This is a genomic window from Caenibius tardaugens NBRC 16725, from assembly GCF_003860345.1.
GTDB classification, from domain to species: domain Bacteria; phylum Pseudomonadota; class Alphaproteobacteria; order Sphingomonadales; family Sphingomonadaceae; genus Caenibius; species Caenibius tardaugens.
Genome location: NZ_CP034179.1, coordinates 4,220,674 through 4,234,766, shown reverse-complemented (window position 1 = coordinate 4,234,766; position 14,093 = coordinate 4,220,674). Strand labels below are relative to the sequence as shown.

Sequence of the window (14,093 nt, the reverse complement as noted above, 5' to 3'; positions counted from 1 at the left end):
GTCTCTTTTTTCTGCTAGATTGACGGCATGATCGTTTTCGACCTGCAATGTACACACGGCCATCGTTTTGAAGGCTGGTTCGCATCTTCCGATGATTACGCATCCCAGACGGAGCGGGGGCTGCTGTCGTGCCCGCAATGCGGTGATGCAGTCATTGCCAAGGCACCGATGGCGCCCGCTGTTCCGACCAAGGGGAACCAGCGCGCGGATATCCGTCAGGAGGATCGACCGTCTGACATGGCGAACGACGTCGTAGGCGGCGGCGTGCCGCCCGAAATGGTCCGGGCCCTTACAAAAATGGCGGAAATTCAGGCAGAAGCGCTCAAAAATTCGGAATGGGTCGGGGATAAGTTTGCCGAGGAATCGCGGGCGATGCATTACGGCGAACGCGATGCCAAAGTGATCCATGGCAAGACGACGCCTGAACAAGCGAAGGAATTGCACGAGGAAGGCATACCCGTTGCGCCCTTGCTGTTCCCCGTAGCGCCGCCAGAAGACCTGAACTGAATCGGGCATCGGAATTCGCAAATGCGCTGGTGCCGACGGTTGCGAAACCCGGTTGCAGTTCCCGTCATGCTCGGGCATGCGAGCCGCTGTGAGATGAGTCGGTGATTTGCTGTCCTTCAGGAATTGAACCGAGAGGAAACTTGGCCAATCCAGGTAAGACATGCAACGATGCGCCCGTAGCTCAGCAGGATAGAGCACCAGATTCCTAATCTGGGGGCCACAGGTTCGAATCCTGTCGGGCGCACCAAATTTTTTAATAAAAGCAAGATTTTGAGGGAGTCTTAACCGCTAACCTGCCCCATCAGGGTGGGGTCCACCGGATAAGTTAGAGTTCCGGCGAACGTGATCGTCCTGATGGACTGACCGAAGCGCAGCGTGGGTTCGGCCACCAAGACCATGCAAGAACGTTTATGGGGCAGGCGGCTAGTAGCAACTGATATGATCGGGTGGGCATGCGCCAACGGTAACAGCTCTGCTCCGATATCCCCAGTGATCGGGAGATCGCGCCGATCTTCTCTCCTTGTGAAAGCCGAACCTCCGCCTCTCGCAGCATCGCGATGATCTGTTCCGGCGTGTATCTCTTCCGTGCCATTCAAAGCTCCTTCCAAGCTTAAAATTGCTGAAATCCTAACTCTCAGAATGGACTACTTCTTGGGGAGAAGGTCAGAGGATTCAAGTACGTAGCGAGCGAGCGCGCAACAGATGATAGCTGTCGTTCCGGAACCTTGTTGGCTGTTTCCGGTTCTTATACTCGCCTGTGACGCGCAGGTCGTCGTCGTCCGGTGCTCTTGATGCGCATGTCAGGGGCATCAGGCGGCGATCATTGGGAGAGTTTTATGCGCAAATATTCGAAGCCTTTGGTTGCAATTGTGTCTGTCGCCGCACTTAGCCTTTCGTTGTCAGCCTGTGACAGCGCAAAGGAAAACGCTGCGGAAGATCAAGCAGATGCAGTTCGCGATGCGGCTGATGCGAAAGCTGACGCGCTGGAAGCGACGGCTGACGCGAAAGATCCTGTCGTAGACGGCGTCGATTCAAAAGCGGAGAATGCACAAGAGGCGAAGGCCGACGCCATTCGTGACGCTGGCGAAAAGAAAGCTGACGCAATGGAAGATCAGGCCGACAAGATGGACAAGGCGCCTGGCTGATCTCAAGGTCAGGGCTGACCTGTTGGTCGGCCCTGACGCGATCTAATTGAAGATATCCTCAGTAAGAGTGTGCCAGTCGATTTCGAACAATTCGGCGCAGGCCGAGGCGTCACTAAAGCCTTTTGGGTTCGCCAGGAGGATCGCATATACCTGCTCACGGCCAATGGAAGTCGTCAAAGCGGTAGAGGAGCATAACGCGCGTTGCGACGCGGGATGCGCGAAATCGCATGGTTTGCGGCGCTGATATGGGTGTGGAATCTCTGATCGTGGCGTCCGGCAAGTTTGCTACATGCAAGCATGAGCGGAAGAGTGCCCGGATAGCATTCTGCCATAAGAAGACATCTCGGGATCGATGTTAATATTCTAATATAATGAGAAAAATGGTAATACTGCCTCTCCTGAAGCAGCCATCAAACATGACTTTCATGCACGCGGTAAATTCGTTGTTGATAGCAACGTCATATTAGTTGAGTTAGCTAATAGACCGAATAAGTTGCTGCAGTTTTGTCTTGGGGGACATGTGCAATGCCGAATTTTGATTCGTCCAGGTTGCATCGAAGGCGCGTGCACCGTCGTACCAGTTCCTCGAAGAATTCGAAGGTCTTATATTGGGTTGGCGCATGTGATATCGATCCCGCGCAGGATATCAGCCCGGCCGATATTCCCGGTGCACTCTGGGATAAGTTCCGGGAAGGCAAAATACGCGAAGATTCGGACGACTAGCTGATCAGCCTCTGTGTGGGCGGTGCAGGAGTGGGCGCGAACAGTGTGCCCACATAATCCCGCGAGACCTGGCAAGCTGTGCTAGATGCGGTGGCTGCAGCAGTTCATCAGGACGATAAGCGTTAAGCAACAAATACCGATAGATTCTACCCTGACGATGATGACCACCCCCTGTGGATCGAGAAGGTCAAGCGGAGCGGCCCACGCCATAACGTGGCGATTTGCCAGGCCATGATGGATCGACGCGGAATTTACTTTTCCTGGCGCAGGGTTGTCGATCTGGCGGTTGCCGATGTTGCCGCGCATGTCACGGTTAGGATGATGACGCACTCAGATTGCAGGCATGCGCGTGTAACATAGCTATATCCGGGTCCGGCTAAACCATGGCACCTGCCGCGCCGATAGGGGATCGCATTTCATCCGGCGGGCACTTTTTCACGGGCCGGGCTTCCCTCTGTTAATCGCACCGCCATAGCCGGATCGCGCTATACCGACGAACTTGACAGTACCGGATGCTACAGACCGTTGCTTGTGTCAGACGTTGGGCAGGGCGCGTCGAAGCTACGCGCCTGCCGTTGGGTGCGATGAATCCCGGCAGACAATCCCCCATAACATGCAGGAATTGCATAAAATATCATTATTTCACTGTCTTGTGCGATAGTGATTTGGGGTGTTAATTTTCAAAATTAACAATAATGAAATTACATCAATACATGGTAGTAAAAAATGGTGTCGATTCGATATCAATAAATTAGAATACATTTTCGTCATACATTGAGGATGAATTATGCAATTTTGGGTATTTTGTGTGGATTTGTTTTGGTGACTCCTCGTGCATTGGATAGTTGTCTTGGCAATATTTCCGGTCTTTTGATCGATTGGTCTGTTTGCATGCCTAAGGCTCGATTGTGCGTTCGGGGTGGGGCGTAAAGACAAGGCTCATCGTCGTGGGGAATGTATTCGAGGTATGCCATTCACAGGCGCGAATGCGAATATTGGGGGCAGGTATCAGCAGGCGACGCAATCAGGCGCGGTGCTGGGGCTCTCGATGGGGCTGTGCAACCAGTGCGTGCCACTATGGACGGAGCGGCGCCTGGGTACCCGTTATGGTGTGCGGTGCAGCAGGTCGGTGAGACCGGTGGTGCGGCTTGCGCATCCGAACGCAAGATGCACGCGCTCAGTATCGCCGTGTTGCGCCAATCATTCTCGCGTAAAAGAAGGGATTTTGGCGCAAATTGGCCGCTGCCATACTTCGGCTCGGCGCTGCTCCCGGAATTGCGCAGCCAGCTACGCGGCGATTGGCTTGCGTTCATGGCGCGCTCACGACCTGACCTCACCTGGTGCACGAAGCGCGCAGGCAATGGATACTTCGGGTGCAGCATTGAATAATATGAATATTTCAAGAATTAGTATCAATATTAACACATATTTAAATGCGAATCGCAATATCACAATATATGATTCGCTATTATTGCGATTCAATAATCAATAATAAAAGAAGTCACTGGCGTATTTCCCGAAAAATTCAATTGAGATTATTTCTCAATAAAAACAAACCTCAATGTGCGTGTTGATCATTGATCGTGCGTCTCATTTTAATTGGCGGTGAACCAAAGTGAGTGGATACCTTCTTCCATCGCGCATTCCGGCATTCTTCCGGAGAACGATGTTTGGACTTATGGTCCTGCTGGCCCCCTTGGGGGGCGGCCGGCATTGGCGCAAACGGTTACGAATACCGCCACGATCATTGCGCCAACGGGGCTCACGGAAGACAACACCACTGACAATAGTGCGGCAGACAGTGATAATGTTCTCGTTCAACTGACGATTATCAAGCGTGTCACAAATGATAACGGCGGCGATGCAACCGCCACGAGTTTTGGGATCACAACGAGTGCCGGGACATTGTCCTTTGGTGCGAACACGGGAACGGCAACGAACGCTGTCTATACGTCAACCATTCTCAACGTAGAGCCAGGAACGTATTCCTTATCGGAACTTGATACAGCGGGATACACGGAGGGTACCTGGACTTGCAGCGGGACGGGTTTCAGTGCCGTTTCAGGCGCGTTTGGTGCTGGCTCTGTGACATTGGCGGAAAGTGCCCAAGTCACGTGTGAAATCACGAATGATGACCAGGGTGCAACGCTCACTCTGATAAAGAACGTAGATAACAGTGGTGGTGGTACGGCGACTGCAGACCAGTGGACCCTTACTGCTATAGGTCCTCAGACGCTGAGTGGCGTCACGGGTAATGCATCCGTTACAAATGTAGCGGTGCTGCCGGGTTCCTATTCGCTCGCCGAGAGTGGCGGGCCGGCAGATTCTGGCAATGTTGATCCGGACTATACGAATGCTGGCTGGGATTGCGGACCCGCCGGTAGTGGCCTGACTGCTGTCAATGTGGTGCTTGGTGCCTCCGTCAGTTGCACGCTAACCAACGTTTTTGTGGGATATCCCTCGCTGGCGCTGACCAAGACGGTAGCCTCGGTCACGGACACCAACGGCAACAGCATCACCGATGCGGGCGACGTGATCCACTGGAGCTTTGACGTCCACAACACCGGCAATGTGCCGCTGACCAATGTGACGGTCGCGGACACGCTGGCTGATGTGGTGCTGAGCGGCGGCCCGATCGCGACGCTGGCGAGCGGTGCGCATGACACCACAACCTTCACGGCCAGCTACACGATCAAGGTCAGCGACGTGCCCGGCAGCGTGGTCAACAGCGCCACGGCCAGCGGTAGCGATCCAGACGACGGGACAATCGGCTCGCCGCCTTCGACCACGACCACGACGACAGTGTCGCAGCCCTCGCTGGCGCTGACCAAGACGGTAGCCTCGGTCACGGACACCAACGGCAACAGCATCACCGATGCAGGCGACGTGATCCACTGGAGCTTTGACGTCCACAACACCGGCAATGTGCCGCTGACCAATGTGACGGTCGCGGACACGCTGGCTGATGTGGTGCTGAGCGGCGGCCCGATCGCGACGCTGGCGAGCGGTGCGCATGACACCACAACCTTCACGGCCAGCTACACGATCAAGGTCAGCGACGTGCCCGGCAGCGTGGTCAACAGCGCCACGGCCAGCGGCAGCGATCCAGACGACGGGACAATCGGCTCGCCGCCTTCGACCACGACCACGACGACAGTGTCGCAGCCCTCGCTGGCGCTGACCAAGACGGTAGCCTCGGTCACGGACACCAACGGCAACAGCATCACCGATGCAGGCGACGTGATCCACTGGAGCTTTGACGTCCACAACACCGGCAATGTGCCGCTGACCAATGTGACGGTCGCGGACACGCTGGCTGATGTGGTGCTGAGTGGTGGCCCGATCGCGACGCTGGCGAGCGGTGCGCATGACACCACAACCTTCACGGCCAGCTACACGATCAAGGTCAGCGATGTGCCCGGCAGCGTGGTCAACAGCGCCACGGCCAGCGGTAGCGATCCAGACGACGGGACAATCGGCTCGCCGCCTTCGACCACGACCACGACGACGGTAGCAGTGGTTCCGCAGCCGAAGATCGCCCTGATCAAGCATGCTTCTGAACCGGTCGACACCAATGGCGATGGACTTATCGGCGGTGCGGGTGACGCGATCGACTATGAATTCACCGTGATGAACGTAGGGAATATGCCCCTTACGGATGTCAGGGTCACCGATACGCTGGTGGCTGTGTCCGGTGGGCCTTTGGCGAGCCTTGCAGTCGGGCAGTCGGATTCGTCTACTTTCACCGCGCATTATGTGCTGACACAGGCCGACGTCGATGACGGGCAGGTCGTTAATACCGCGACCGCTTTCGGCACGGTCGAGGGCGGTGAAGAGGTCACCGATATTTCAGACAGCGGGAGCCCGACGCTCGACAATCCGACGGTTACCCTGCTTGCGCAGAATCCCGCGATTCAGGTGACCAAGGTCGCAGCACTGACCACGGATGGCCTGACGCCGGGCAAAGGTAATATTGGTGATGTCATCACCTACACGGTGATGGTTCACAACATCGGCAACGTAACCATCGAACGCTTCGAAACGATCGATACGCTCCAGAATCAGGCACCGACCGCGCTTGACTGCACCCCGACGCGTCTGCTGCCTGGGCAGACGGCTACCTGCCGGACCTATACGCACACTATCACCGAAGCTGACGTAGATGCGGGCGTCGATCTTGAGAACAAGGTCGTGGTGACCGGGTTCCCGGCTCGCGGCAAAGTTACCGCCGGTAGCGAGGCAGCTGTCGAGGTCGAGGCGACCCCGGTGGTTCTGAGAGTGACGAAGAGCGCGGCTCCGCGCGATGTGCGGGTCGGTGATCTTGTCCGGTATACGGTGACCGTCGAGAACCTCAGCCCCTGGGGTGTAAGCGATGTAACGCTGATCGACACCCCGCCAGCCGGTTTCACCTATGTCGACAAGTCGCTGACCGTCGCCGATCAGGATGATCTCGGACGTCTGGCGGGCACCTATCCTATCCGCGTCGATCAGCTTGATATCGAAGCCGATGGCAAGGCGATCCTCACCTATCTGCTGCGGGTTGGTGCAGGTGTCCGCAGTGGCATCCATATCAATCACGCCCACGCCCGGCGCGGGAGTGTAACCTCCAACGTGGCGACGGCTGAAGTGCAACTGGTCGGTGATCCGCTCATCGACGAAACTCTGATCCTCGGCACGGTGTTCGATGATCGTGACCATGATGGCTGGCAGGATACTGCCGCTCTTAGCGACATCAAGGTCAGCGGCGGGTTTGCGCCCGGGGCCTATATTCCCAATTCGACCACGATAGACCGCGGCAAAGGAATGCAGCCGGAGGTCGATGCCAGCGCGCCGCTCCTCCATGGGCTTGAATTTGGCCAATTGTCGGCACGGCAATCGGATGCAGACCCGATCGAGACCCATCGCATTGTTATCCGCCAGAAGCTGTCGTCGCCAGCATTCACCGATGACTTCGTTCTGACAACCCGGCAGGGCCTGACCTATCGTATGACGGCAGACGGCCAGACCAGTGTCGAGCGTTCAGGCGATGCCAAGGCCGGACTGACCGGGGCCGATCTGGTGATCGAGCGTCAGGTGACTCAGGTAGGAGACGGGCTCGCCGTGGACTACGTGATTACCAATCACGGGGTCGATGAGCGCGGCATTCCCGGTGTCCGGATCGCTTCGGTTGAAGGGTTGATCTCCGAAACCGATCAGTTTGGGCGTTATCACATCGTCGGCATCTCTGGCGGCGCATGGGAGCGTGGCCGCAATTTCATCCTCAAACTGGATACGGCAACACTGCCAGAGGGTGCAGCGCTGACCACCGCCAATCCGCTGTTGCGGCGTATCACGCCGGGTATTCCCGTCCGGTTCGACTGGGGGGTCAAGCTGCCGGATGGTCTGATCGAGGGCGCGAAGAAAACGATTGAGATTGAACTGGGCAGCGTCCTGTTCAATCCGGGAAGCGCGCTGATACGTCCGGGTACGGAAGGGGCGCTGGACAGCGTCGCCGAGCAGATCCGCGGTCACGAGGGTGGAGAGATCGTTATCTCCGCCACTGGCGAGACGCCTGAACTGGCCTATGCCCGGGCACAATCGGTCCAGGCGGCGCTTCGCGATCGGGTCGGGGACGTGGCCATCAAGGGAACCGTGGTCACACTGCGGACAGTACCGTCTGACAACAGGACCGGGCTGCTTTCGCTGGCTGCTAATCCGGTACTGCGGGACGTGTTCTTCGATACGGACGAGACGGCGATCAAGGCAAAGTATGTGCCGGTGATCGCGGCGATAGCGACCGACATCGAAAAGATGAAAGGCGGCGTGGTGGGCATCGTTGGATACGCCGACCGTCGCGCCTCCGACGTCCATAATACCGATCTTGCCATGCGGAGATCGAAGGCCGTGTTCGACGCCATCGCGCGTCTGCTCAGTCCCGAGGCTCGCGCGAAGCTCCGCGTAGAGGTCAGCCAGGATCCCAGTGCGCCCCTCACAAATGGGGGACGATAAGGCCATGCGTATCATGAACAAATTCACTTGCGTCATCTTCAGTGTTCCGGTTTCCATGGCCATGTCCTCGGCCTCGGCGCAGGAGGTCACGACGACTGCAACCGGAACGACCCCGATCAGTGGTGTGCAGTGCGGCGAAGATGGCTGCGTCAGCGACGAAGGCACACTGGTGCAGATTCGCACACGGGGTGAACAGCAGCCGCTCACCGACGGCAGCGACCGAACATCGTCCGGTCTCCAGCCGGATCGGCGCGTCTCGGTATCGCTGGAACAGCCGGCCCGGCCGGAACAGCCCGGCCGCGCTAATCTCTCCGGAAAATGGGCGGTTCAGCTTGCGAACGGCGGGGTCATCTGGGCCACCGAGGATCCGAGCCTGGGACAACCGATCCTCAACGTGAATGCGCCAACCTTGGCCGGGTTTGACCATGGCAAGATCGTCAAGCCTGTCCGTTTCGTCACCTATTCGAACTATCCCGACTTCATCAAGAAGGCCGAGATTCAGATATTCCGGTCCACCGACGTCGATCTCGTCAGCCCGATCGCGAAGCTCGACGCCAATCTCGCCGCAATGGACGAGGTGTCGTGGGATGGGGCCCTTCCGACAGGCCTCAAACTGAAGCCGGGGGACGAGCTGATCTACATCATGCGCGTATGGGACGAGAAGAATGTCTTCGACGAGACGTTTCCGCGCCGGATACAACTGGTGTCACCGGAAGAGGCGGACCGCGGCGCGCAGCTCTCCAGACAAGCGACGGAGAAACAGCAGGGTCTTTCCCTGTCGGCGGACGAGGCGGAACGCCGGAGCCTGACTCAGGGCGTGTTCGGGGCGGACGGTTTGCGTCAGCAGAACATCGCCATCTATGGTTCGCGTATCAGGATTCAGGGACGCAACATCCCGGAGCGCCATTCGATCGAGATCAACGGCCAGAACCATCCCGTGGATCAGGAAGGGAAGATGGTTGCCGAGTATCTCGTGCCGATCGGGAACCACAAGTTCGACGTTTCGGTTTTCGGGGACAAGGAACGCATGAACCGTGTGCTGGATGTCGATGTCACCGGCCGCTACATGTTTCTGGTTGGCATTGCCGACATCACGGCTTCGGCCGGGGATGTTTCGGGGTCGGTCGAGCCGCTCGCTCCCGATGACAGCTTTCGCAAGGATTTCCTCGTCGATGGACGGCTAGCTTTTTATCTGAAGGGGAAGGTCAAGGGGAAGTATCTCATCACCGCCCAGATGGATACCACGGAACGCCAATTGAGCGATGTCTTCGACGGGTTCTGGAAGGCGGATCCCACGGACGTGTTCCGGCGGCTTGATCCGGACGCCTATTATCCAGTCTATGGCGATGATTCGACCAGCTATCGTGATATCGACACCATGGGGCGGCTGTATGTCAGGGTCGATTGGGACAAGAACACCGCACTGTTCGGCAATTTCGAAACGGGGATCACCGGCACTGAATATGCGCAATATTCCCGCGCCCTTTATGGTGGCGCCCTAAAACTGCGGAGCCGCCGCACGACAGAATATGGCGATCCGGGTACGGAATTGCGCGGATTTGCATCGGAATCGCAGACTTCGCCCGGGCATAGCGAATTTCTCGGCACCGGTGGCAGCCTTTATTATCTGAAACATACCGACCTTCTGCCAGGTTCCGACCGCGTGGTGATTGAAGTGCGCGATCCTTCAACTGGACGGGTGGAGAACCGCATCGATCTGTTGCGCGGCGCAGATTACGAGATGGACGAACTGCAGGGGCGCATGATCCTGACGAAGCCTCTGGCCCAGCTGGTTCGTGACAACACCACGTCGATCACCAGTCTGGCTCCGCTGGACGGTTTCGCGCAATATCTGCTCGTCGATTATGAATATGTACCGAGCGGTCTGGATATGGATAACGCCAGTTTCGGCGCCCGGGGCAAGCACTGGTTCGGGGACCACATCGGAATCGGCGGTACCTGGGTCGAGGAAAACCGGGCGGGTGACGATTATTCTCTGAAAGGTGTCGATCTGACCCTGCAAGCTGGCCGCGGCACCTATCTCAAGGTCGAGCGGTCGTGGACGAAAGCCACGAGCGCCCCCGTGTTTTACTCGGATAACGGCGGTCTTGATTTCCGCGAGATGAACGCTGTCACCGGCCGCCGCAAGGGCGACGCCACTGCAATCGAGGCACGCGTCAATCTGAAGGAGCTGGGCCTGACCACGCGCGATTGGAGCGCGTCTGCATGGTGGCGCGATGTCGACGCGGGATACTCGGTCGCGAGAGCCGATCTCGGCCGGGCCATCACGGAATATGGCGGCGAGCTGCAAGGCGAACCGGCAGCCGACGTCAAATTCTATGCCCGCGCGAGCAAGGCGGAGCAGGGGGCTCAGTCTCTGACACAGGGACAGTTCACCGCGGAATGGTCGTTGACGCCGAACAATGTGCTGACGGGTGAAGTGCGGCATGTGCAGGAAGACAGGCTGGGCGGATCGGCCCATGGAACGCTTGGTGCGGTGCAGTATACGCATCGCATCGGTTCATCGCTGGATCTCTACGCCATTGGCCAGCTGACGTTGGATGACGATCAGGGCGCTTATGCAGATAACGATGCCCTGACCGTTGGCGGCAAATATCTGTTCGGCAAAAAATCCACTATCGGCGCGGAGGTTCTTACGGGCGACCGAGGCGATGCGGCGCGGGTGAATGCCGAATACAAGCTCGCGCCAGATCATTCGATTTATGGTAGCTACACCTATTCGACAGACCGTACGGATTACGACCCGCTGTTCAATAACCGGGGGGCCACCGGGGCCACTCTGGGACAGCGTTGGCGGTTGTCTAACCAGGTGTCGATGTTCAACGAGAGCCAGTATCTGCGCGGGACCGGAAACGAAAATGGATTGGCCCACACATTTGGCATGGATTTCTATCCCAAAGTTGGCTGGAACATGGGATTCACGGTGCAAAGCGCCGAGCTTCGCCGGGATACGACCAGCGGCGGTATCGAAACAGTGGATCGCCGCGCGATCAGCATCAACGGCGGATACACCAGCAACCGGACCCAGTGGCAGACAAAACTGGAATGGCGCCATGATACAGGTGCGGAACACCGCACCCAATGGGTTACGACCAACCGCTTCGCGCACAAGTTCAACGAGAGCTTTCGCGTATTGGGCCGTTTCAACTTCTCCGAAACCGAAGACAAGATCAATCCGCTGGCCGACGCACGCTTCATCGAAGCGAACGTGGGTTTTGCGTGGCGGCCATGGAATTCGACCCGCTGGGCGCTGCTGGGCAAAGCGAGCTATTTCTACGACGTGTCGTCGCTGGCCCAGGTTGGTGACAATGTCGCCTATTACGATCAGCGTTCAAAGATATTCTCCATGGAGGGGATCTATCATGCCGATCGGCGCTGGGAATTTGCCGGAAAGCTGATGCGCCGTGAAGGCGAGGTCCGGTTTGGTCGTCGCGAAGGGCAATGGGCGGATTCCGGCGCGACCTTTGGCGCCGCGCAGCTTCGGTATGGGCTGCTGGGGAAATGGCATGGCCTGGCCGAATACCGGCTCCTCGCCATCGACAAGGGCGGCGTCCGTCAGGGCGCGTTGGTCGGGATCGACTACGATCTGACCGATAATATGCGCGTGGGAGTCGGCTTCAACTTCACGGACTTCAGCGATGATCTGACGAACTTCGACTATAATCACAAGGGCTTGTTCCTGAACGTGGTTGGCCGGTTGTGATGGCTTGGTGCACGATTGACAGTGATCGCACAGATGGGGAATTCAACGATATGACGGGAACTGCTGGCCTGAGCTGGAAGGCGTTGGGGAAACTGGCTCTTTCACTTGTGCTTCTGTTCATTGCATTGCCGGTATCTCAGGCGCAGGCGCAATCGCGAACGGTTTGGGGGGCTAATTACACCGTGTTCGGCGGCCGGGTATTCACTGTCGCTCTGGGTGACACCAAAGCGACGATAACGACCACGGCCGCGACCTGCCAACCCGGAGCTCCGTTCAATCTTACAGAACAGAATTTCCCGAGCGGGCTATCGTATTTCGATCCGGTTCCTTCGGGGGTCAAGGCAGTGGCCGTTAACACAGGGCGGGACGCCACTGATGCAGGTTGTGCAAGCAAGCTTAGCCCCACGTTTAACGGGGTGATCACATTTTCGACGCCCGGCAACGTGCCGTTAGCCGTTGACCCACAAGCATTGCGTTTTCACTGGAACAACCTGGATGCCGGTGTTGTGCTTTTTTCGGGCGTGAAACCTAACAAACTCGCCGGTAACAGCCTTTTCGACGTAGGCGAATTGCATGCGCCGTTTGATAACAGCGATTCCTATGTGAATAGCGCGTGGATGGTTGCCCAAAACATTGGCTGCTACACTGGTGCGAACCTTTCCCATGGATCCTGTGGCACAGTCAATTTCATAAGTCCGTCGCCAACGGTGAGCACGTTCAATTTTACCTACTTCGACGGGGAGGATAGCTCAGAAGGTGATGGGCATTATCTGGCCCTGTCGATCAATCAGCCTTCACTCCTGCTGCGCAAACAAACCGTCGGTGCTGGTGGGACCAACAACTTCCCCTTTGCATACCCCGCCAATGTCGTGACCGCTGCTGCCACCGGCGACGTTGCGGCAACGGGGGAAACCATCGCCGTCAGTGCAAGCGGTGCGTATACCAATGGCCTTCAACGCTACATTTCCAACTCCGGCCTCGATACTGTGGTATCCGAGAATGTGCCGGCCAATTGGACGCTCACGGCGGCGCAATGCTACGACGTGGCCAATGGAAATGCCGTCCTTGCAACGCTTTCGACCCCGATCGAAGGGCCAGCGACAGCTTCTCTCACGCTTGCGGCTGCTGACGTGACCCCAACCTCGCAAATTCAATGCGATTTCACCGATATCCCCGATGTCGACCTTGGTATCACCAAGACGAATACACCCGGGGTGAACAACAATGTCGATCAGGCCAACGATTGGGTCGCAAAAGGTGTGACGACTTACACTATCGTCGCAACCAACAACGGCCCGGTAAATATCGCTGGCGCGGTTGTGAAAGACACCCCCGGCACTGGCTTGACATGCCCGCCGGCTAATCCGGTCTCGATTACCGGCAATGGCGTTCCTGCAGGCAGCTATACGGTAGCCGATCTTACCGGCGCCGGAGGTATTGCGCTCTCCGCTCTGGACTCTGGACAGAGCGCCACGCTGACTTTCGAGTGCACGGTGAATTGAACGGTAGGGGCGGGTGCGATCCATCCTTGGCGCAGCCCGCATCGCCTTCTTTATTTCCGTTTAGCCGTCGCCAATTCGGCGCGATTGATAGGGCCTTCCTTGCGGGATTGCAGATGGGGCGAACTTTTCGACCGAAAAGTGTGAACACTTCCGGCGTGACGTGTCGAACTGCTGGATATGTCAACGCCATGGGTGCGCCTTCGCTTGCCCTCAGGAACACAGATTACAGCGCTGTTTTCCAGCCTCCCCAGTCATATACGCTCGTTGCTGACTGCCTGAGGGCACGGCTTAAAGCTTGCCGTCCAATTCCACGCCATACTGTGGTTTTTCGCGTATCTGTACGAATACAAATGGCGTCGGTCAGGGGGATGGAGCGGGTAGCGGGAATCGAACCCGCATAGCCAGCTTGGAAGGCTGGAGCTTTACCACTAAGCTATACCCGCTCAGGCACGGGCCGCTTGCCACCATTTCGACAGATTCGTCAACCGCGATTGCGACATTCGC

Annotated in this window: 6 protein-coding genes and 2 tRNA genes; 6 read left to right on the top strand and 2 right to left on the bottom strand. The window is 57.4% G+C overall.

Features of this window, described 5'->3' with window-relative positions:
• Nucleotides 1-27 precede the first annotated feature (27 nt).
• Nucleotides 28-507 carry a DUF1178 family protein gene (locus EGO55_RS19925; protein WP_021688828.1) on the top strand — a complete coding sequence of 160 codons (480 nt, stop codon included), beginning with the start codon at nt 28-30 and terminating at the stop codon, nt 505-507.
• A gap of 170 nt (nt 508-677) precedes the next feature.
• Nucleotides 678-754 (top strand) — tRNA-Arg (locus tag EGO55_RS19920).
• Between the two features lie 78 nt (nt 755-832).
• Here the strand turns inward: EGO55_RS19920 and EGO55_RS21805 are convergent.
• On the bottom strand, nt 833-1,099 hold the full coding sequence (locus EGO55_RS21805) for a transposase (protein ID WP_084619874.1): 267 nt from the start codon (nt 1,097-1,099) through the stop codon (nt 833-835).
• A gap of 244 nt (nt 1,100-1,343) precedes the next feature.
• On the opposite strand from EGO55_RS21805, the gene EGO55_RS19910 reads away from it, so the two are divergent.
• The 4 genes from EGO55_RS19910 (at nt 1,344) to EGO55_RS19895 (ending at nt 13,589) form a co-directional block, all read left to right on the top strand.
• Nucleotides 1,344-1,652 carry a hypothetical protein gene (locus tag EGO55_RS19910; protein WP_021688827.1) on the top strand — a complete coding sequence of 103 codons (309 nt, stop codon included), beginning with the start codon at nt 1,344-1,346 and terminating at the stop codon, nt 1,650-1,652.
• 2,328 nt (nt 1,653-3,980) lie between these two features.
• The gene (locus tag EGO55_RS19905; RefSeq protein WP_346723776.1) at nt 3,981-8,363 is read left to right on the top strand and encodes a DUF7507 domain-containing protein; all 4,383 of its coding nucleotides are present in this window, start codon (nt 3,981-3,983) and stop codon (nt 8,361-8,363) included.
• Between the two features lie 13 nt (nt 8,364-8,376).
• Nucleotides 8,377-12,087, top strand: coding sequence for a TonB-dependent receptor (locus EGO55_RS19900; protein ID WP_052023815.1), 3,711 nt, complete (start codon nt 8,377-8,379; stop codon nt 12,085-12,087).
• Between the two features lie 50 nt (nt 12,088-12,137).
• Nucleotides 12,138-13,589 carry a prealbumin-like fold domain-containing protein gene (locus tag EGO55_RS19895; RefSeq protein ID WP_161566053.1) on the top strand — a complete coding sequence of 484 codons (1,452 nt, stop codon included), beginning with the start codon at nt 12,138-12,140 and terminating at the stop codon, nt 13,587-13,589.
• 369 nt (nt 13,590-13,958) lie between these two features.
• Here the strand turns inward: EGO55_RS19895 and EGO55_RS19890 are convergent.
• A tRNA-Gly gene (locus EGO55_RS19890) sits at nt 13,959-14,032 on the bottom strand.
• Nucleotides 14,033-14,093: the final 61 nt, after the last annotated feature.